The following is a 19,368-nucleotide window of genomic DNA, read 5'->3' as shown; positions in this document are numbered from 1 at the left end:
TTGGAATTTTATTTATATGTGATATACTATTTAGATGGAGGAATTAAGAATGAAATATAATGAATTAATAGATAGCGCTTTAGAAGCGAGAGAAAGAGCATATTGTCCATATTCAAACTTTAAGGTGGGAGCAGCTGTATTATTTGAGGATGGAAAAATATATACTGGATCTAATATAGAAAACGCATCTTTCGGAGGAACTAATTGTGCCGAAAGAACAGCAATTTTTAAAGGTGTACATGAAGGAAATAGAGAAATAAAAGCCGTAGCTGTAGTAGGAGATACTAATGCATATACTTATCCATGTGGAATATGCAGACAAGTAATTGCAGAATTTGTAATTGATGAAAAGATTCCAGTAATAATAATAAAAAATAAAAATGACTATATAGTAAAAACTTTTGAAGAAATATTACCAGGTGTTTTTTCAAAGAAGGACTTAAAAGGCTAGGAGGCTAATATGTATAAATCAGGATTTGTAACAATAGTAGGAAGACCAAATGTAGGGAAGTCAACATTAACTAATCAAATAATGGGTGAAAAATTATCAATAGTTTCAAATAAACCACAAACTACAAGAAATAATATACAAACAATATTAACTGGAGATGATTATCAATTAGTATTTGTTGATACACCAGGAATACATAAACCTAAAAATAAACTAGGAGATTATATGGTTAATGCTGCAACTAGCTCTATAAAAGAAGTAGATTTAGTTATATTTATTATTAACCCTTGTGATGAAATTGGAAGAGGCGATAAGTTTATATTAGAAGCCTTAAAGCAACAAAAAGCACCTGTATTCTTAGTTGTTAACAAGGTAGATGAAAATAGTCATGAAAAGGTAGCTAAAACATTAGACATGTATTCAAAGGAATATGACTTTGCTGAAATAGTACCAATATCAGCATTAAAGGGGAAAAATGTAGATACTCTTGTGAAATTAATGGTAGAAAAAATGCCAGAAGGACCACAGTACTATCCAGAAGACATGATTACAGATGTTAATGAAAGGTTTATTGTTGCGGAAATAGTAAGAGAAAAAACATTAAAGAACTTAAGAGATGAGATTCCTCATGGAATAGCAGTTGATATTATACAAATGAAGCAAAAAGAGAATGGAACATATCATATTGAAGTAGATTTAATATGTGAAAAGGATTCTCATAAAGGAATAATAATTGGGAAAAATGGAGTATCATTAAAGAAAATTGGTGAAACTGCAAGATACGAAATTGAAAGATTTTTAAAAGCAAAAGTTAATCTTAAAATATGGGTAAAAGTAAGAAAAGAGTGGAGAGATAACGGACTTCTACTTAAAGAATTAGGATATAAAAAGACTAAGTAGATAGGAGTTGAGTATTCTGTCTATCGAGAAAACTAAAGCCATAATAATTAAGGCTATAGATTATAAGGAAAATGATAAACTGATATGGGCATACTGTGAAGAATTGGGTAAGATAACATTTATAGCTAGAGGGGCGAAGAAAAGCAAAAGTAAAAATTTGAGCTTAACTTTACCCCTATGCTTTGGGGATTATATATTTTTTAAGGGAAGAAATTTATATAATCTTCAAGAAGGAAGAATTATAAACTCATTTCAGGGATTATTAAATAATCTAGATAAGCTTACTTATTCATCATATATTTGTGAATTAATAGATATATGTGTACAAGATGGGGAAGTAAACAAAGAATTATTTAGAGACTTTATAACTTGTTTATATTTATTAAATACTGATGCAATGGATTATGAATTGTTAATAAGGGCATTTGAATTAAGATTATTAAATGCAACAGGATATGGAATACAGTTTGATAAATGTTGTATTTGTAAAAAATCAATAGGAACAAGCGATTATATTTCGTTGTCACATTTTGGGGGTGTGTGTGTAGAGTGTAATAAAGAACATGGGCTTTATATATCTAGAGCAGGATATAATGCTTTAAGATTTTTAAATAATACAGCTATGGATAAAATTTATAGATTAAATATAAATAAAGATGTGAAAAAGCAAATAGAAAAAGTAACAACATTTATAATAAATTCAAATTATTCAAGAAAGCCAAAAAGTTTAGAAATGTTAAATTATATAAAGGAGTAGAGAGAAAATGGATATTACATTGGAAAAGGTTGATCAAGTAAGAGAAAGAACTGGAGCATCTTACAAAGATGCAAAAAAAGCATTAGAAGAATGCAATGGTGATGTATTAGAAGCGATAATTTATTTAGAAGATAAAAATGTTGAGGCAGATTATGCATCAGGTGAAGAGTTTAATGATACTGCTCAGAAAACAGAAACTATAGAAGAGTTGAAGGTTTGGTTAAAGGACTTAATTAAGAAAGGAAATATAACTAGAATTAAGGTTAGTAAAGATGGTAAAAAACTAGTTGATGTTCCGGTTAATGCTGGAATAGCAGCAGGTGTTATAGCAATTGTAATACCACCAATATTAGCATTTGTAGTAGTAGCAGCAGTAGTTACTCAAGTTACAATTGAAATAACTAAAGCTGATGGAACTGTAGAGATTGTTAATAAGTATATCTCTGAGGCTGTTAGCGAAGCAAAAGATAAGGCAAGTGACTTCGCAGATAAAGTTAAAGAAAAGGTTCAAGATGTAAATTTAGATGGAATAAAAGTACCGAATAAATTTAAGGAAAAAGAAGAAGATGAAAGCAATACTTTTACTTATACTGTGAATTTTGATGATGAAGATGGTAAAAATTAGGAAAACGAAGAAAAACAAGGATATAGTCTAGAAAATTTAAAAATATTTGGAATATTCAGCTAAAATGAGTGATTTTTCAGAAAATTAAGCATAGTCAAAAAATGAGAAAATGTTATAATTATACTGTAAATAAAAAACATTCTTAATTGTCTGAATATTCCTTAAATAGTCGAAAAGAGGGGTAGCATTGAAGTTTACAAAAAGACAAGAGGCAATAATTGAGATAGTTAAAGAGGGGCAGCCTGTTACAAGTGAAGCCATAGCTGAAAAGCTAGGAGTTACAAGAGCTGCTTTACGAGCAGACTTAGCAATACTTACAATGACTGGTACTTTAGATGCTAGACCTAAAGTAGGTTATGTGTATTTAGGGAAAAAGATTGACGGTGAGATATTAGAGAATTTATCTAAAATAAAGGTTGGGGATATAATGTCAAAGCCTGTAACCGTTAACGATGCTACTACTGTATATGATGCAATCGTTCATTTATTCTTACATGATGTAGGAACACTTTTTGTTGAAAATAATGGGAATTTGGTTGGAGCAGCCTCAAGAAAGGATTTTCTTAAGATAGCAATTGGTGGAACAGATATACATAAGGTTCCAGTAGGGATTATCATGACAAGAATGCCTAATATAATTTATGGATATCCTGAAGAGAGTGCTTATTCATTAGCTAAAAAAATAATTGAACATGAAATTGATAGTATACCAATAGTAGAGAAATCCTGCGAATCAGACAATGGAAAAGTTAATTTAAAAATAGTTGGTAAAATTTCTAAGACTAACATAACAAAATTATTTGTTAATCTTGGGGAAGCAAATTAAGGGTAATTTTAAGGGTAACTAGGGTAACTACAAGGTAAGGCCTTGTTAGTATATATTTATTGTATGAACGGAGGAGTATTGAGATGGAGAAGAAAAAGTATGTTTACCTTTTTAGTGAAGGTGATGGTTCAATGAGAAACCTTCTTGGAGGTAAAGGGGCAAATTTAGCAGAAATGACTAGAATAGGGATCCCAGTTCCGCAAGGATTTATTGTTACAACTGAAGCTTGTAATAAATATTATGAGGACGGAAGAAAAATAACTAACGAAGTTGTAGAAGAAATCCATGCGAATATCAAAGAATTAGAAAGAATAACAGGAAAAGAATTTGGAAGCAACACAAATCCATTATTAGTTTCAGTAAGATCTGGTGCAAGGGTATCAATGCCAGGTATGATGGATACAATATTAAATCTTGGTTTAAATGATGTTGCAGTAGAAGCTGTTGCATCAGCAACAGGTAATCCAAGATTTGCTTATGATTCATATAGAAGATTTATTCAAATGTTCTCTGATGTTGTTATGGGAATTGAAAAGAGATTATTTGAAAATTTAATAGATGAAGCAAAAGAAGCAAAAGGGGTTAAATTTGACACAGACTTAGATGAAAATGACTTAAAAAATCTAGTTGTAAAGTATAAGGAATTATACAAGAAAGAAAAAGGTGAAGAATTCCCACAAAATCCAACAGTACAATTAACTGAATCTATTACAGCGGTATTTAGATCATGGGATAATCCAAGAGCTATAGTTTATAGAAGATTAAATGATATTCCAGGTGAATGGGGAACTGCTGTTAATGTTCAACAAATGGTATTTGGTAATAAGGGAGAAACTTCAGGAACAGGTGTTGCATTCTCAAGAAATGCTGCAACTGGAGAAAAGGAAATTTACGGAGAATACTTAATGAATGCTCAAGGGGAAGATGTTGTTGCGGGTATTAGAACACCACTTCCAATATCTAAGTTAGAAGAACAAAATCCAGCTATATACAAGCAATTTATGGACATTGTTCATACACTTGAAAATCATTATAGAGATATGCAAGATATGGAGTTTACTATTGAAGAAGGTAAGTTATATTTCTTACAAACTAGAAATGGTAAGAGAACAGCTCAAGCAGCATTAAAAATAGCTGTTGATTTAGTTGCAGAAGGTATGTTAAGTAAGGAAGAAGCAATTCTTAAAGTTGAACCTAAGCAATTAGATTCTCTATTACATCCAACATTTGATGTTAGTGAAATGAAGAATGCAAATGTTATTGCAAAGGGACTTCCAGCATCTCCAGGAGCTGCATGTGGTAAAGTAGCATTTACTGCAGAGGAAGCTAAGGAAAGAGCAGAAAAAGGAGAAAAAGTTGTATTAGTTAGACTTGAAACTTCACCAGAAGATATTGAAGGTATGATAGCTGCTGAAGGTATCCTAACAGTTAGAGGTGGTATGACTTCACATGCTGCAGTTGTAGCAAGAGGTATGGGTACTTGTTGTGTAGCTGGATGTGGAGATTTAAAAGTTAATGAAGAGGCTAAGACTTTAGAAGCTAATGGAAAAGTTTATACTGCTGAAGATTATATTTCAATAGATGGTTCTACAGGTAATATATATGGAGAAGCTATAAAGACAGTTACTCCAGAAATTTCTGGACATTTTGCAACATTTATGGGATGGGCAGATGAAATTAGAAAGCTTAATGTTAGAACTAATGCTGATAATCCAAGAGATACAAAGCAAGCGGTTGAGTTTGGAGCAGAAGGTATAGGGCTTTGTAGAACAGAGCATATGTTCTTTGAAGAAGATAGAATAATGGCTGTTAGAGAAATGATAGTAGCTAAAAATGAAGAGGAAAGAAGAGCTGCACTTGAAAAATTACTTCCAATGCAAAAGAAAGATTTTATTGGAATTTATGAAGCACTTCAAGGAATGCCAGCTACAATAAGATTCTTAGACCCACCACTACATGAGTTCTTACCTCATACTGATGATGAGATAGCAGAACTTGCTAATACAATGGGATTAACTTTTGATGAGCTTAAATCTACAGTTGAAAGCTTACATGAGTTTAATCCAATGATGGGACATAGAGGATGTAGATTAGCTGTTTCTTATCCAGAAATTGCTGAAATGCAAACTAGAGCAGTAATTGAAGCTGCAATAGAAGTTAAAACTACTAAGGGATATGATATTGTTCCAGAAATTATGATTCCATTAGTTGGTGAAGTTAAGGAATTAAAATTTGTTAAAGATATAGTTGTTAGAACAGCTGAAGAAGTTATGGATGAAAAAGGAGTTAAATTAAACTACCATGTTGGTACAATGATCGAAATTCCTAGAGCTGCAATAACAGCGGATGAAATAGCTAAAGAAGCAGAATTCTTCTCATTTGGAACTAATGACTTAACTCAAATGACATTTGGATTCTCAAGAGATGATGCTGCTAAATTCTTATCAGATTATTATGAAAGAAAGATATATGAACAAGATCCATTTGCTAAATTAGACCAAAAAGGAGTAGGTCAATTAGTTAAGATTGCAGCAGAAAAAGGTAAAGCTACAAGACCAAATATTAAATTAGGTATATGTGGAGAACATGGTGGAGATCCATCATCAGTTGAATTCTGCCATAATGTTGGATTAAATTATGTATCTTGTTCACCATTTAGAGTACCAGTTGCAAGACTTGCAGCAGCTCAAGCACAAGTGAAAAATCCAAGATAGTATAAATAAATAAAAAAAGGAACGCGAAAGCGTTCTTTTTTATTTAAAACTTAACATTATAGTAATGTTCAAAGATTTCAATCATATTATTAATATAATCAAGTTGATCCGCAGATCTATCAAGGCCTTTAGTAAATAAGGAAATAAATGCATTTTTATTGCATTTATTTATATTTTTATAGTAATCTCTAGATATTTTCCAGAATTTTTGAGGGAATGCTAAATAGGCTAAAATATATTTTAAATCAGATTTTGTTAAATTGTTAAACTTGTTATAAGTATTAATTATATCAATAGTTAGTGCAGCATTCCAATTAGTGGTTGATCTTTTTAATAATCTTCTTAAAAAATAAGCTAAGTCATGAGCACAATAGTCTGTTTTACATTTATCGAAATCAATTATCCAAACATCGTTATTGTTTATTAATATATTTTTATTTACGTAGTCACCATGACATAAGGATACGTTTAAATTGGCAGTGTCTATTGAAGAAGCTATTTCTAGAGAAAGTTTAGCTAGAGATAAATTATTATCTAAATTATCTAAATATAGCTTTGAAAATTTATCTTTATAAGTTGAAGCTAAATTTGCAGTTTCAAGAATATCGTTAAAATGTTTATTTATAGACAAATAATAATCATCTAACCCAACTCTATTTGTACTTCCTAAGATTGGTTTAAAGTTTTTAGAACATTTATGTAATTTAGCTAGAGTTTTTATTGACAATCGTATGTCAATAAGAGAATCAAAATTGCATTTCTCACCTTTAACCCAAGGTGTTAATATAAATAGCATATCATCATAGTATATAAATCTATTGTTATCTATAGAAGGTAATAATTTAGGCAAAAGTATATTATTTCTATACAACCACTCCATTGCAGAGTAAACGAAAAGTAGATTTCCTTCATCATAATAAACTTTTTTTAAACAGTAATTTTTATTATCTGAAGTTACTTTAAAAACAGCCCTTTGCTTTTCGGTATCTTTAAATTTTACCATAGTAATATCAGCGTTTTGTAAAAAAAACTTAGGTAATATATTAGTTTTTATATTATCAATATCTATAACCTTATTATCGTTACTCATTGTAAAACTCCTTGTATAAATTTCTTATTATAATAATATTATGAAAAATATATAAATATACATATCATAGAAAGGAATTGGTATATAATAATTTATTTATAGTCTATAAAATAGAGGATTTTTGAGAAAAATATAGAATAAATTATTTGGAGGTGAGATAAGTGAATATAAGGGAGAGAATAGAAAAAAATGAAGACTTGACATTAATTCCACAAGCTATTCATAGTAATAAAAGTAGTGGAAGATTAATAAATGAGAAATATGATGATATTAGAACTTGTTTTATGGTTGATAGAGATAGAATAATTCATTGTAAATCTTTTAGAAGGCTTAAACATAAAACACAAGTATACATACGCACTTTCGGAGATCATTATAGAACTAGATTAACTCACACTCTAGAAGTAGCGCAAATAGCGAGGACTATTGGTGCAGGTATAGGATTAAATGAGATGCTGATAGAAGCAATAGCTTTAGGACATGATTTAGGACATGTAGCCTTTGCACACAATGGAGAGGAAGTACTTGATAATTTTTTAGATAGTGGATTTAGGCATAATGAACAAAGTGTGAGAATTGTTGAGAGGTTAGAGAAAAATGGGAAAGGTTTGAATTTAACTAAAGAAGTAATTGATGGAATATTGAATCATAGTGGACTAGGAAAAGAAAAAAATAAAGCGGAAACACTAGAAGGTAGAATAGTTAAATATAGTGATAAAATAGCATATTTAAATCATGATATTGATGATTCGATTAGAGCAGGACTTTTAAGGGAAGAATATTTACCTAAAGAGGCTATTAGAGTTTTGGGAAATACTCATTCTCAAAGAATTCAAGTTTTAGTTACAGATATGGTAAATGAAACACAAAAAAATTTAGCAAATGGTATTTATGATATAAAACAAAGTGATGAAGTTAAAGAAGCTATGATAGAGTTAAGAAAATATATGTTCTCTAATATATATTTAGGTAATGTACTAAAAGAGGAAAGAGATAAGGCTAAGTTTATTTTAACTCATGTAATAGAGTATTACTATAAGAATAGTGAACAGCTACCAGAGCTATATCAAAAAATAGTTAATGATGAGGGATTAAAAAGAGGAGTTGCAGATTATATAGCTGGAATGACAGATGACTATTGTATTTCAACATTTAATAAAATTTATGTGCCAAAGTTTGTAATTTATTAGTAAAAAAGTTGTATAATACAAAAAAAATGGGAACAATAAATTTTGTAGAATAAAAAGGATTTTAAGAATAGAAATAGAATAAGTAATATTAGGGTAGAATTAAAATAGAAATCCAATAAGAATGACATACTAAAATAAATTTAATTTAAAAATCAAGAAGGAATTTATAATAATATGTCGAATTGTATAGAATGAATAAATATTATTATAGTAAGGAGGGATCTCCTTGCAGATTTCTGAAGAAATTTTAGAAAAAATAAAATCGCAAAATGATATTGTTGATGTAATTTCAGAAAGGGTTAGGCTAAGGAAGGCAGGAAGAAACTTCACAGGACTATGCCCTTTTCATAATGAAAAGACACCATCTTTTTCAGTTTCACAGGAGAAGCAGATTTACAAATGCTTTGGTTGTGGAGAAGCTGGAAATGTTATTTCGTTTGTGATGAAGGAAAAAAATTTACCTTTTATTGAGGCTGTAAAGTATTTAGCAAATAGGGCAAATATTCCTTTAGAAATTGGAAATGGAGAAAAAAGTAAAGTAACAAAGCGAAAAGAGTTGTTGTATAGAGTTAATGTTGAGGCAGCAAAATTTTTCTTTTCAAATCTTATGAATAATCAAAATGCAAAAGAATATTTTTTGAATAGGGGCATTAAAGAAGAAACAATTAAAAAGTTTGGCTTAGGATTTGCTAATGATAGTTGGAATAGTTTAATGTTTTATTTAAGGAAAAAGGGTATTAATGATGTTTTATTAGAAGAAGCTGGACTTATTTCTGTAAATAAAGAAAAGGGTAGAAAATATGATAGGTTTAGAAATAGAGTTATGTTTCCAGTATTTGATTACCAAGGAAAGGTAATTGGGTTTGGTGGAAGAGTGCTAGATGATTCAAAACCTAAATATTTAAATTCACCTGAAACTTTAGTATTCCAAAAAGGAACTAATTTATATGGATTAAATTTTGCTTTAAAGCACAATATGAATGAAAGGTATTTTGTCATTGTTGAAGGATATATGGATTTAATATCTTTACATCAATATGGGATTACTAATGTAGTAGCATCATTAGGAACAGCACTTACTATCAACCAGGCGAGACTGCTAAAAAGGTATGCTGATAAAGTTATAATTTCATATGATGCAGATATGGCAGGGCAAATGGCTACATTAAGAGGACTGGAAATATTAAGAACAGCTGGGTTTGATGTTAGAGTGTTAAGTATTCCACAAGGAAAGGATCCAGACGAATATGTACGTAGTAATGGAAGAGACGCATTTTTAAAATTAGTTAATTCTGCAGAACCTTTAATTGATTATAGAATAAAAAAGGCAGAAGAGGGAATTGATTTTAAAAATACTCAATCTTTAATATTATATGCAAAAAGAATTATGGAAATAATTTCAGATTTAGATCCTGTGGAAAAAGATGTTTATATAAAAAAAGCATCGGAAAATACTGGTATAAAAGAACAAACTTTATATGATATTCTCAAAAGTAAGATGAAAGATAATAGAGAAAATAATTTTAGGAATAATAAGGAAGATGATGGGTCAAAATTATATGTAGAGCCTGGATTTTTAAAGGCAGAAAGAGCAATTTTGAAAATTATGCTAGAAAATAGTGAGTATCTACAGTATATAGAGGAAAGAATATCAGAAAACGACTTTATTTTGCTAGAACATAAAGAAATTTTCACTGTTATTATGTTAGCTAAAGGGGAAAATATAAATAATATAGATTCATTTATAGAGTCAAAGCTAAGTAGTGCAAAAACTATTGGAGAATTGGTTAAAATTAGAGATGAGAATATATTTTTTGCAGATGATGTGAAAGTACAAATTAATGATTTTATTAATGAAATACAATCATATAAATTAAAGCAAAGAATAGACCAACTAAGAAAAGAGCAAAAAGAGCTTGAAAACCAAGGTAAAATTGAAGAATCTATAAAATTAGCCATAGAGTTAGCGAGTGTTACTAAAAAGTTAAAAGAAAGTAAGAGAGTATTATAGTTGGTCAGATAACGAAAGGAGGTAGTCAGCTAGTGGAAGAAAAAACAAAAGTAAATAAGAATAAGCCTAAGGATAGCAATGATAGAAATAATAGAATGAATATTGTTAAGAACCTACTAGACAAAGGTAAAAAGAATGGGGTATTAACATATCAAGAAATATTAGATGAGGTAGAAAACATAGACTTAAGCCCAGAGCAAATAGAAAAGATTTATGAGGTTCTAGAGTCAATGGGTATTGAAGTTCAAGGTGCTGCTAATGACATTGATATAGTTGAAGAAGAGATAGATTTATCAGTACCAGAGGGGATTGCAATTGATGACCCTGTAAGAATGTACTTAAAGGAAATAGGTAAGGTTCCGCTATTATCTTCAGAAGAAGAAATGGAACTTGCAAAGCAAATTGAAGAAGGTAGTCAATATGCTAAGAAAAAGCTTGCTGAAGCAAATCTTAGACTTGTTGTAAGTATAGCTAAAAGGTATGTTGGTAGAGGAATGTTATTCTTAGACTTAATTCAAGAAGGAAATCTTGGATTAATAAAAGCCGTAGAAAAGTTTGATTTTAGAAAAGGATTTAAATTCTCGACTTATGCTACATGGTGGATAAGACAAGCGATTACAAGAGCCATAGCTGATCAGGCTAGAACTATTAGAATACCAGTTCATATGGTAGAAACAATAAATAAGTTAATAAGAGTACAAAGACAATTATTACAAGAGTTAGGAAGAGATCCATTCCCAGAAGAAATTTCTAAAGTTATGGATTTACCAGTAGAAAAGGTTAGAGAAATTCAAAAAATAGCTCAGGAGCCTGTTTCTTTAGAAACACCTATAGGGGAAGAAGAGGATTCACACTTAGGAGATTTCATTCCAGATGATGATGCACCTGCACCAGCAGAAGCAGCTGCATTTACAATGCTAAAGGAACAATTAATTAATGTGTTAGATACTCTAACTCCAAGAGAAGAAAAAGTACTAAGATTAAGATTTGGTTTAGATGATGGAAGAGCTAGAACTCTTGAAGAAGTTGGTAAAGAATTTAATGTAACAAGAGAAAGAATTAGACAAATTGAAGCTAAAGCATTAAGAAAGCTTAGACACCCATCTAGAAGTAAGAAACTAAAAGATTACTTAGATTAGTGAATTAGCACCAATATTGGTGCTAATTTTTGCATTAGATAGGATATATTAATTAAATAAATTTTATAAAATAACATAAGTTAATAAAGTAAGTATAAATAGAAAAATAATAATTGTTATAAAATATTATTATTAAAATTATAGCGAAAGATTAAATAATTATAATATTAGAGGTAGTTAAAATGGATGTTAGTAAAAGAATTGAGTTTATAATCGAAAATTTAGAAAAGGTTGAGACCCTTGCAGATATAGGTACTGATCATGGATATGTTCCTTTAATAGCATTAGAAAGAGAAATTTGTGAAAAAGCAATTGCATGTGATATTAATAAAGATCCATTAGATAAAGCAAGACTTAATGCTATTTTAGAAGGATTTGGAGATGAGCTTCAATTTAGATTAGGTGGAGGGTTTGAACCTCTTAATATAAGTGAAGCAAATGAGGTTGTTATAGCTGGAATGGGTGGAAATTTAATAAGAGATATTTTAGAAGCTGATAAGGAAAAAGTAAAATCAGTTGATTATTTAATTTTAGTGCCAGCTCAAAATCCAGAAGTTTTAAGAGAGTATTTATATACTAATAATTATGAGATTATAAAAGAAGATTTATGTTTTGATGAAGGAATATATTATGAATTATTTAAAGTAAGAAGTGCTGAAGGAAATGCAACTGAATTAGATAGTATATACTATGAAATAAGTCCTGTGTTATTAAGAAACAGAAATCCTTTAATGAAGGATTATCTGCAGTTTAAATTAGATGAATATAACAGAATATTAGGATTTATTACAGAGGCAACAGTAAGTGCTAATAAGAGAAGAGAAGAAGTAAAAGAAAAAATAAATGTTATTAGTTCTATGTTAAACTATGTGTAAGGTGATTTTATGATAATAGTAAATGATATAATTAATAAAATGGAATCTTTAGCACCAACTTATTTAAAGGAAGACTTTGATAATGTTGGGTTAATGGTAGGTGACAGAAATAAGGTTGTTAATAAAGTTTTATTAGCATTAGATTGCACGTTAAAAGTAATAGAAGAGGCTAAAAAAGAAGAGGTAGATTTAATAATAACACATCATCCTTTAATCTTTAGAAAACCAAGTAATATAACAACTGATACATTACAAGGGAAAAAGATTATAGAGCTTATAAAGAATGATATATCTTTATATTCAAGTCATACTAATTTAGATTCTGCAGAGAATGGATTAAATCACACTATAGTTTCAGTATTGGGATTTGGTGAATCAATTTTATTAGAAAAGAATAAAAATATAACTAGTGCAGGCCTTGGTAGAATTGTAAATTTACATAAAGAAATTAAATTAGAAGATTTAATAGAACAAGTTAAAAATAAACTAAATATAAATAACTTAAGAGTAGTTAGAGGAACTGATACAGTTTCTAAAATTGCTATAATAAATGGAAGTGGTCAAGATTTCATTGGTAAGGCTATGAGTTTAGGCGTAGATACTGTGATAACTGGAGACACTACATATCATTTTGCATCTGACTATAAGGAAATGGGAATAAATATACTGGATGTTGGTCATTTTGCATCAGAACAAATAATATTCTTTAATGTTATGAAACAAATAGAAAGTAAGTTTAATAATGTGATTTTTATAAGATCAAGTGTTGAAGAAGACCCATTTACATTTGAATAAAAATTAATTGGTATAAAACACTAAATTATTATTTAGTGTTTTATTTTTATTATAAAAACTTAGAAAATAGGTTGTATAAAAGGAAAGTGATGTAGTTATTAAATATTACATATATATTTACTACATTGAAAGAAAGGATTATTTATGAAGTTAGAAAATTTATATGAAAGCATTATGAATAAAGGCATAACTGCAATTGAAAATAATAAAGAATATGTTGATTCGTTAATAGAAGATAAAACTGACACTAGAATGGGGATAACATTAGCGATAAGACCATCTGAAAATTTAAAGAAGGAAATAATGAATATAGAAAGAAAAATAAGAGAAGTAGAAAATAATCAGTATTATTATCCAGAAAATGATTATCATATTACGCTTCTTGATATTATTACTGCTAGACAAGGGTTTATTTATACAACAGAACAAGTTGAGAACTGCAAAAAGATTACTATTAATGCGGTAAAGGATTTAAAACAATTTGAAATAAAACTAAAGGGCGTAATAGCAAGTGATGGAGCAATTATGGTTAAAGGATTTTATGAAGTAGAAATGGAATTATTAAGGCAACGATTAAGACAGTCTATTTTAGATAATAATATGAATTTAGATGAAAGATATCCTACTATTTCATCTCATATCACTATTGCTAGATTTAAGAACAAAATTCAAGAGCGTAAGGGTTTAATAGAAATACTTAAAGAATATGAAAACTATGATTTTGGAACATTAAAGGTTTCGGAAATAGAATTAATATATCATAATTGGTATGACTCGAAAAAAGAAGTGTTAGAAAAATATATAATTAAATAGAAATGTAAATATAGCTTATAAGAAAATATGATTTAAAGATTAAACACTTTATAAAAAACTAAATTTGAAAATATTATATAAAAAAGAAAAACACTAGGCGTTAACCTAGTGTTTTTCATAATGCGAGATGATCCGTAAGCGGAGTTCTGTATTCAATTTTAGTTTGTCCAAATTGTGTTTTGATGTATTTTTATGTTATTAAAACTTAGTAAAATCAAAGTATTTTAATTAAATAGTTTTAAATTGTTTTTTTATGTTTTTTATAGATAAGGGAAAAACAAGGGAAAAAATAAAGCCTCATTTTAAATGGGGCTTTAATATTTGAGAACTATAAGTTTAAAATATTAGTAATTTTATCAGTTGCTTCTCTATTCATTTTATCAGTCACGTGAGCATAAGTATCCATTGTAGTTTGAATAAGTGAATGTCTTAATCTTTCTTGAACTGTTTTTATACTTACTCCACCTTCTAGTAGAAGTGTTGCATTTGTATGCCTTAAATCATGCCATCTTATATTTTTTTCAATTTCACATTGTTTCATCAATCTTTTTAATCTTTGTAAAAAACGTGAAGGTGCTATGTATTCGCCATTTTCCCAGGTGAAAATCAATTCATAATTAATATTATTAAATATATTAGTATTTGTATATGTAAATCCATATTTTAATTTATTTAACTTTTGAATGTTTTTATGAGCTTTTAGTTTTTCGCATAGTGAATTAGAAATAGGAAGAGTATCATAAGACGAATCTGTTTTTAAATCTGAAATGACATATTCATTTTCAATTCTGATTAATGCCTTTTCTAGTGTTATAGTTTTATTTTCAAAATTAATATTATCCCATGTTAATCCACACATTTCTCCTCTACGTAAACCTAGTTCTAAGGTAAGATCAAGAGCTAAATTAAATATATAATCATTATATTTACTTATGTTTAAATGTTGTTTGACTAATTTTATTTCTTCAGGTGTTAAAATATTTGCCTTGAATTTACTCCGTTTAGGAGTATCTATAAATTTACAAGGGTTATCGTTTAACATTTGTAATTTAACGGCTTTATTTAATGCAGTTCTAAGAATTCCATAATAAGTTTGAACTGTAGTAGGACTTATAGTTTTTTGCTTATTGCCGTAATTGATTTTAGTTGTTTTTATTTTTTTTATAAATTTTTCAATATGAATAACTTTTAAATCATTTAATTGTATATCTCCTAAATATGGGTTTATATATTTATTTATAGAATTTTTATATTTATCATAAGTATTATGAGTTTTTTCATCTTTTATATAATCTTCAAGCCACATTTCAAGATATGCGGATAATAACATATTTGAGTTTATAGGTCCGCCATTTTCAAGAGTATATAATATTTCATTTAATTTTAATTGAGCTTCTTTCTTGGTTTTACCTCCAACTCTTTCAATTTGTTTGCCATTTTTATCATAATACCGAATGTAATAAGAACTCCCTTTTTTTCTTATACTTCCTTGCAAATTAAAGTCTCCTTTCCTGGTAATGATTGCTTAGTGTTTTCAGAATCTATTATTAACAAAATTTTTTTTATTAATTCATCATCAACAATAAAAGTTTTGTTTTTGTATCGTATTTCTTTAATATCTAGTAAAAATTTTTCCAATGTAATCCCTTCCTTCAATAAAACCCCGTATTTAAATAAGAACATATGTTCATTATACAACCTATATTAAATTTAATCAACATTATGTAATTAAAAACAATATTTAAAAATATTTTACAATAAATTGGCTAAAAAAGTAATTGGCTAAATATAGCCATATCTAAACAAATAAAAAAAGAATAGATTTAATCTATTCTTTGGACTGTTCGTCTATTAATTTATCTAAAGCTTTTTTTAATAATGAGATAGCTTCGTTATTATTATTATCGATAGCAACATTTTTATTATGTATAAATTCTATTTCATTACTTGATGTTATTTTATAATCTTTACAATTTGTTCTACCAACTAAATAATCGCAGGTTGTATTAAAAAAATCAGCATATCTAATTAGAATTTCAATTGATAAAGAAGATTTTCCAGTTTCATAACTGGCAATTGTTGTTCTTGCAACATTAAGTTTGTCAGCTAGTTCTTTTTGTGATAATCCAGCATCTTCTCTTAATTCTTTTAATCTTTCATTCAACAATATATCCACCTCCATCTAATTAAATTATATAAGAAATTTGAACAGATAATCAAAAAATACGGTATAATCCACAAAAAAGAAATTATTAAAACAAAAAGTTGTTGACAACGTCAAAAAGAAAGAGTATTCTTATAAATATAAAGACGTTAACAACGTCTTATGACTTAGGTAAAGTCAGGAGGTGGATATATGATAGCAATAAAGGTATTACGTATTATAGCTGGAGATACACAGGAGAAGGTGGCTAAATATATAGGATGTTCGGTTTATACGTATAATAAAAAGGAAAATGGGAAGTCAAAGTTTAATGTTGAAGAACTAAAAAAAATATCAATTTTATACAATGTATCAATAGAAAAAATTTTAGATGAAAAAAGGTTTACTGATTTACTTTTAAGAACTTTACAAAGTTAGTTTTAACAAAAAGTTATTTATAAAACTAGGAGATGAAAGTAAATGTTATCTAGAAGTGTACTAATATGTAGAAATTTACAAGGATTAAGTCAAGTTAAAGCGGCTACTTTATGTAGGTTACCAAGAACAACATACAGGGATATAGAATCTGGTAAGAATTCAAATCCAACTTTAATTCAGATATGTAAATTATGCAAGGGATTTAGTATATCACCAAATGATTTAATACCTAAACAATATTGGGATTGATTTATTATAAGGGGGAAACATGGAATTATTTACGGTTATGGAAGTTTCTAAAAAACTTAAGACAACAAAACAAAAAGTTTATCAGCTTATAAAAATGGGACATATGCAAGCACTTAAACTTGGAGATCTTAAGATAGCATCTTTTGAATTAGAAAGATTTATTAGAGAAGCTAATGGGAAAGATTATAGTGATTTAGAAAATGTTAAAGAGTTGATTATGTAATAAATAATTTTATTAAATAAGAAATAAAATCTAGGTTAAGAATTACTTAACATATTAAATATTAAGTTAAAAGGGGGATGAATTAAATGTCAGGCTTAAATTGGCCAGGGATAGTATTTTTTGTATTACCTATATTATTTGTTATATCAGGATGGACATTAGTTATTATAGCAGAAATAGTTGTACAAGCTATAGTTATTACTGACAAAATCTGGAGGGGAAGAGTTTGGGAAAGGAAATGAGAAGGCTACATGAAGTAGCAAGAATAGCAACTAGGATTATTGAAGAGGAAAATATAAGTTGGAATGCAGCTATAGAAAAAGCAAAAACAATAGTTGGAGAAGAAAATGATAAAAGATAATTGGACAAGCAAATATTATTACAAAGGAAAAACACATTACTCAAACCATCCGACCGGTAAGTAATGTGTTTTACTTAAAGCTTAAATAAAAAATATCTTTATTTAATTATATAATATTGGAAATTTTAAGTCAAATATATAAGTTTTTAAGTCCCTTGTAATAGGTATTAACTTAACAACCATATTAAGAATTTAAAAGAATAGAGTGATAGGTATGGCTATAAGGGAGAAGAAATATAAGTGTGGTGAATATTTAGAAGTTGAGTTATTTCATATTTCTAAAAAGGAACAAAAGAAGAGTAGAAAGAGAAAAAAGAAAGAGAGTAGAAAAGAGCAGAAAAATCTTAATGCTAAGAATGCAAGAAAAAAATTAAGAAGGATATTGAATGCAAATTTTACAAAGAAAGATTTGATTGTTCATTTGACATATGATAATGAGAATTTACCAGATAGTGAAGAAAGAGCAATAAGAGATAGAAATAACTATCTAAGAAGAATTAAAAATTATAGAAGAAAAAATAATTTAGAAGAATTAAAGTATGTTGCAGTTCTTGAATATCATGAAGCAAAAGAAAATGATAAGAGGACCAGAACAAGAATACATCATCATATTGTTCTATCTGGAATGGATAGAGATAAAGTTGAAGAGTTATGGGGAAAAGGTAGAGCAAATGCAGATAGACTTCAATTTAATGAGTTAGGATTAGAAGAATTAGCAAATTATATATCTAAAGATCCAAAAGGAAAGAAAAGATATTCTCCAAGTAGAAATTTAATAATTCCTGAAGCTGAAATTAATGATTATAAATATAGTTATAAAAAAACATGGAATTTATCAAGAAATGGAACTAGGGAAGATTTTGAGAAATTATATCCAGGATATATTTATACAACTCATGAAGTGCAAGTTAATGATATTAATGCAGGTACTTATATTTATATAAAGATGAGAAAGTTGGATTAAAGGAGGAAGAGGAAAATGACAGAGGCGCAAGAGCAAAGATTTTTATTTCAATGGGCAGGATATTCAGAGCAAAAGTATCCAGAACTTAAATTGTTACATCATATTCCAAATGGAGGGAAAAGAGATGCAAGAACTGCAGCAGGTTTAAAAAAGGAAGGAGTAAAGGCTGGTGTACCTGATATATGTTTACCAGTGGGAAGAGGTGGATATTTAGGGTTATATATAGAACTTAAGGTTGGAAAGAATAAGACAAGCTTAAAACAAAAAGAGTGGATTGAAAAATTAAGACAACAAGGTTATAGAGTTGAAGTTTGTTATGGATGGTTAGAAGCTAAGGAAGAAATTGAACAATATATGAAATGGGAAAACACTTTAAAAGCTATAGATTACACAAAAATTTTATAAGGGGAGATTATAAATGAGAAAAGTTAAGGAAGTTTTAACAGCAAAAGAGTTTAAAGAAAGATTTCGTATTGAAGGTGGGCAAGCTAAAGATACGAAAACTAATAAATTGCATTTTTGTCCAAGAGATTTAGGGTTTGATTTTACTTTAGAAGATTGTAAGACATCTTTATGCAGCCAATGTTGGGCTGAAGTAAAAGATTATTTAGATTTTAAGATTAAAAGTGAAGAGGTAGAGAAATGATTAATAAAGCAATAGAAAAAATAAAAAAGGAAATACAAGATAAAAAAGGAAATGCAAATATCCAAGCGATTGGAGATTATATATTAAAACAAGTAGAGATTAACAGAGAAGCAGCAGAAAAGATATGTAATGAGAATAAAAGTATAGAAAAATGTTTT

The 19,368-nt window shown here is 28.4% G+C and carries 24 protein-coding genes; 20 read left to right on the top strand and 4 right to left on the bottom strand.

What is annotated here, in order from left to right; translation table 11 throughout:
• Window positions 1–49: 49 nt before the first annotated feature.
• The 6 genes from I4V51_RS04150 (at window position 50) to ppdK (ending at window position 6,273) form a co-directional block, all read left to right on the top strand.
• Window positions 50–451: a cytidine deaminase gene (locus I4V51_RS04150; protein ID WP_195987052.1), complete on the top strand. Its 402-nt coding sequence runs from the start codon at window positions 50–52 to the stop codon at window positions 449–451.
• Window positions 452–460: 9 nt separating this feature from the next.
• A complete protein-coding gene (gene era / locus I4V51_RS04145; RefSeq protein WP_195987051.1) occupies window positions 461–1,351 on the top strand; it encodes a GTPase Era in 891 nt (296 codons plus the stop codon).
• Window positions 1,352–1,358: 7 nt separating this feature from the next.
• Window positions 1,359–2,108, top strand: coding sequence for a DNA repair protein RecO (recO, locus tag I4V51_RS04140; protein WP_195987050.1), 750 nt, complete (start codon window positions 1,359–1,361; stop codon window positions 2,106–2,108).
• A gap of 7 nt (window positions 2,109–2,115) precedes the next feature.
• A complete protein-coding gene (locus I4V51_RS04135; RefSeq protein ID WP_195987049.1) occupies window positions 2,116–2,733 on the top strand; it encodes a DUF4342 domain-containing protein in 618 nt (205 codons plus the stop codon).
• A 187-nt stretch (window positions 2,734–2,920) separates the two neighbouring features.
• Window positions 2,921–3,559, top strand: coding sequence for a helix-turn-helix transcriptional regulator (locus I4V51_RS04130; RefSeq protein ID WP_195987048.1), 639 nt, complete (start codon window positions 2,921–2,923; stop codon window positions 3,557–3,559).
• A gap of 83 nt (window positions 3,560–3,642) precedes the next feature.
• Window positions 3,643–6,273 (top strand): pyruvate, phosphate dikinase, encoded by a 2,631-nt coding sequence (gene ppdK / locus I4V51_RS04125; protein ID WP_195987047.1) that lies wholly within the window; start codon window positions 3,643–3,645, stop codon window positions 6,271–6,273.
• A 43-nt stretch (window positions 6,274–6,316) separates the two neighbouring features.
• On the opposite strand, the gene I4V51_RS04120 is transcribed toward ppdK, so the two are convergent.
• A complete protein-coding gene (locus I4V51_RS04120) occupies window positions 6,317–7,363 on the bottom strand; it encodes a CotS family spore coat protein (protein WP_195987046.1) in 1,047 nt (348 codons plus the stop codon).
• Between the two features lie 161 nt (window positions 7,364–7,524).
• On the opposite strand from I4V51_RS04120, the gene I4V51_RS04115 reads away from it, so the two are divergent.
• The 6 genes from I4V51_RS04115 (at window position 7,525) to I4V51_RS04090 (ending at window position 14,186) form a co-directional block, all read left to right on the top strand.
• Window positions 7,525–8,553: a deoxyguanosinetriphosphate triphosphohydrolase gene (locus tag I4V51_RS04115; protein WP_195987045.1), complete on the top strand. Its 1,029-nt coding sequence runs from the start codon at window positions 7,525–7,527 to the stop codon at window positions 8,551–8,553.
• 226 nt (window positions 8,554–8,779) lie between these two features.
• Complete coding sequence (dnaG, locus tag I4V51_RS04110; protein WP_195987044.1) at window positions 8,780–10,564, top strand: DNA primase; 1,785 nt, start codon at window positions 8,780–8,782, stop codon at window positions 10,562–10,564.
• A gap of 8 nt (window positions 10,565–10,572) precedes the next feature.
• Window positions 10,573–11,703, top strand: coding sequence for an RNA polymerase sigma factor RpoD (gene rpoD / locus I4V51_RS04105; protein ID WP_195987231.1), 1,131 nt, complete (start codon window positions 10,573–10,575; stop codon window positions 11,701–11,703).
• Between the two features lie 182 nt (window positions 11,704–11,885).
• Window positions 11,886–12,578, top strand: a complete 693-nt coding sequence (locus I4V51_RS04100) for a class I SAM-dependent methyltransferase (RefSeq protein WP_195987043.1) — start codon at window positions 11,886–11,888, stop codon at window positions 12,576–12,578.
• Between the two features lie 12 nt (window positions 12,579–12,590).
• Window positions 12,591–13,373, top strand: coding sequence for a Nif3-like dinuclear metal center hexameric protein (locus I4V51_RS04095; protein WP_195987230.1), 783 nt, complete (start codon window positions 12,591–12,593; stop codon window positions 13,371–13,373).
• Between the two features lie 144 nt (window positions 13,374–13,517).
• Window positions 13,518–14,186: a 2'-5' RNA ligase family protein gene (locus tag I4V51_RS04090; protein WP_195987042.1), complete on the top strand. Its 669-nt coding sequence runs from the start codon at window positions 13,518–13,520 to the stop codon at window positions 14,184–14,186.
• Window positions 14,187–14,514: 328 nt separating this feature from the next.
• On the opposite strand, the gene I4V51_RS04085 is transcribed toward I4V51_RS04090, so the two are convergent.
• From I4V51_RS04085 to I4V51_RS04075, 3 genes are all read right to left on the bottom strand, one after another.
• Window positions 14,515–15,681, bottom strand: coding sequence for a tyrosine-type recombinase/integrase (locus I4V51_RS04085; protein ID WP_195987041.1), 1,167 nt, complete (start codon window positions 15,679–15,681; stop codon window positions 14,515–14,517).
• Window positions 15,666–15,824 carry a hypothetical protein gene (locus I4V51_RS04080; RefSeq protein WP_195987040.1) on the bottom strand — a complete coding sequence of 53 codons (159 nt, stop codon included), beginning with the start codon at window positions 15,822–15,824 and terminating at the stop codon, window positions 15,666–15,668. Before I4V51_RS04080 ends, I4V51_RS04085 begins: the two co-directional genes overlap by 16 nt.
• A gap of 190 nt (window positions 15,825–16,014) precedes the next feature.
• Complete coding sequence (locus I4V51_RS04075) at window positions 16,015–16,353, bottom strand: helix-turn-helix transcriptional regulator (RefSeq protein WP_195987039.1); 339 nt, start codon at window positions 16,351–16,353, stop codon at window positions 16,015–16,017.
• 189 nt (window positions 16,354–16,542) lie between these two features.
• Here I4V51_RS04075 and I4V51_RS04070 point away from each other — a divergent pair, with 189 nt between their 5' ends.
• The 8 genes from I4V51_RS04070 to I4V51_RS04040 all read left to right on the top strand — a co-directional run bounded on the left by I4V51_RS04070 (window position 16,543) and on the right by I4V51_RS04040 (window position 19,210).
• Window positions 16,543–16,767, top strand: coding sequence for a helix-turn-helix transcriptional regulator (locus tag I4V51_RS04070; protein WP_195987038.1), 225 nt, complete (start codon window positions 16,543–16,545; stop codon window positions 16,765–16,767).
• A gap of 42 nt (window positions 16,768–16,809) precedes the next feature.
• Entirely contained in the window at window positions 16,810–17,016 is a 207-nt protein-coding gene (locus I4V51_RS04065; RefSeq protein WP_195987037.1) for a helix-turn-helix transcriptional regulator, read from the top strand.
• A 19-nt stretch (window positions 17,017–17,035) separates the two neighbouring features.
• Window positions 17,036–17,239, top strand: coding sequence for a helix-turn-helix domain-containing protein (locus tag I4V51_RS04060; protein ID WP_195987036.1), 204 nt, complete (start codon window positions 17,036–17,038; stop codon window positions 17,237–17,239).
• A gap of 86 nt (window positions 17,240–17,325) precedes the next feature.
• Complete coding sequence (locus tag I4V51_RS04055) at window positions 17,326–17,481, top strand: hypothetical protein (protein WP_195987035.1); 156 nt, start codon at window positions 17,326–17,328, stop codon at window positions 17,479–17,481.
• Window positions 17,466–17,600 carry a hypothetical protein gene (locus I4V51_RS21345; RefSeq protein WP_279325440.1) on the top strand — a complete coding sequence of 45 codons (135 nt, stop codon included), beginning with the start codon at window positions 17,466–17,468 and terminating at the stop codon, window positions 17,598–17,600. Before I4V51_RS04055 ends, I4V51_RS21345 begins: the two co-directional genes overlap by 16 nt.
• 214 nt (window positions 17,601–17,814) lie before the next feature.
• Window positions 17,815–18,564, top strand: a complete 750-nt coding sequence (locus tag I4V51_RS04050) for a hypothetical protein (protein WP_195987034.1) — start codon at window positions 17,815–17,817, stop codon at window positions 18,562–18,564.
• A gap of 15 nt (window positions 18,565–18,579) precedes the next feature.
• Window positions 18,580–18,969 (top strand): VRR-NUC domain-containing protein, encoded by a 390-nt coding sequence (locus tag I4V51_RS04045; RefSeq protein WP_195987033.1) that lies wholly within the window; start codon window positions 18,580–18,582, stop codon window positions 18,967–18,969.
• 13 nt (window positions 18,970–18,982) lie between these two features.
• Window positions 18,983–19,210, top strand: a complete 228-nt coding sequence (locus I4V51_RS04040) for a hypothetical protein (protein WP_195987032.1) — start codon at window positions 18,983–18,985, stop codon at window positions 19,208–19,210.
• The last annotated feature ends 158 nt before the right edge of the window (window positions 19,211–19,368 follow it).

Source organism: Clostridium sp. D53t1_180928_C8 (genome assembly GCF_015667795.1).
Classification (GTDB): domain Bacteria; phylum Bacillota; class Clostridia; order Clostridiales; family Clostridiaceae; genus Clostridium.
This window is presented reverse-complemented; position numbering and strand designations above follow the sequence as displayed.

Coding starts and splice junctions, on each gene's coding strand:
- I4V51_RS04150 (WP_195987052.1), top strand. CDS start 50: ATGAAATATAATGAATTAATAGATAGCGCTTTAGAAGCGAGAGAAAGA.
- era (WP_195987051.1), top strand. CDS start 461: ATGTATAAATCAGGATTTGTAACAATAGTAGGAAGACCAAATGTAGGG.
- I4V51_RS04135 (WP_195987049.1), top strand. CDS start 2,116: ATGGATATTACATTGGAAAAGGTTGATCAAGTAAGAGAAAGAACTGGA.
- ppdK (WP_195987047.1), top strand. CDS start 3,643: ATGGAGAAGAAAAAGTATGTTTACCTTTTTAGTGAAGGTGATGGTTCA.
- I4V51_RS04120 (WP_195987046.1), bottom strand. CDS start 7,363: ATGAGTAACGATAATAAGGTTATAGATATTGATAATATAAAAACTAAT.
- I4V51_RS04100 (WP_195987043.1), top strand. CDS start 11,886: ATGGATGTTAGTAAAAGAATTGAGTTTATAATCGAAAATTTAGAAAAG.
- I4V51_RS04090 (WP_195987042.1), top strand. CDS start 13,518: ATGAAGTTAGAAAATTTATATGAAAGCATTATGAATAAAGGCATAACT.
- I4V51_RS04070 (WP_195987038.1), top strand. CDS start 16,543: ATGATAGCAATAAAGGTATTACGTATTATAGCTGGAGATACACAGGAG.
- I4V51_RS04065 (WP_195987037.1), top strand. CDS start 16,810: ATGTTATCTAGAAGTGTACTAATATGTAGAAATTTACAAGGATTAAGT.
- I4V51_RS04060 (WP_195987036.1), top strand. CDS start 17,036: ATGGAATTATTTACGGTTATGGAAGTTTCTAAAAAACTTAAGACAACA.
- I4V51_RS04055 (WP_195987035.1), top strand. CDS start 17,326: ATGTCAGGCTTAAATTGGCCAGGGATAGTATTTTTTGTATTACCTATA.
- I4V51_RS04050 (WP_195987034.1), top strand. CDS start 17,815: ATGGCTATAAGGGAGAAGAAATATAAGTGTGGTGAATATTTAGAAGTT.
- I4V51_RS04045 (WP_195987033.1), top strand. CDS start 18,580: ATGACAGAGGCGCAAGAGCAAAGATTTTTATTTCAATGGGCAGGATAT.
- I4V51_RS04040 (WP_195987032.1), top strand. CDS start 18,983: ATGAGAAAAGTTAAGGAAGTTTTAACAGCAAAAGAGTTTAAAGAAAGA.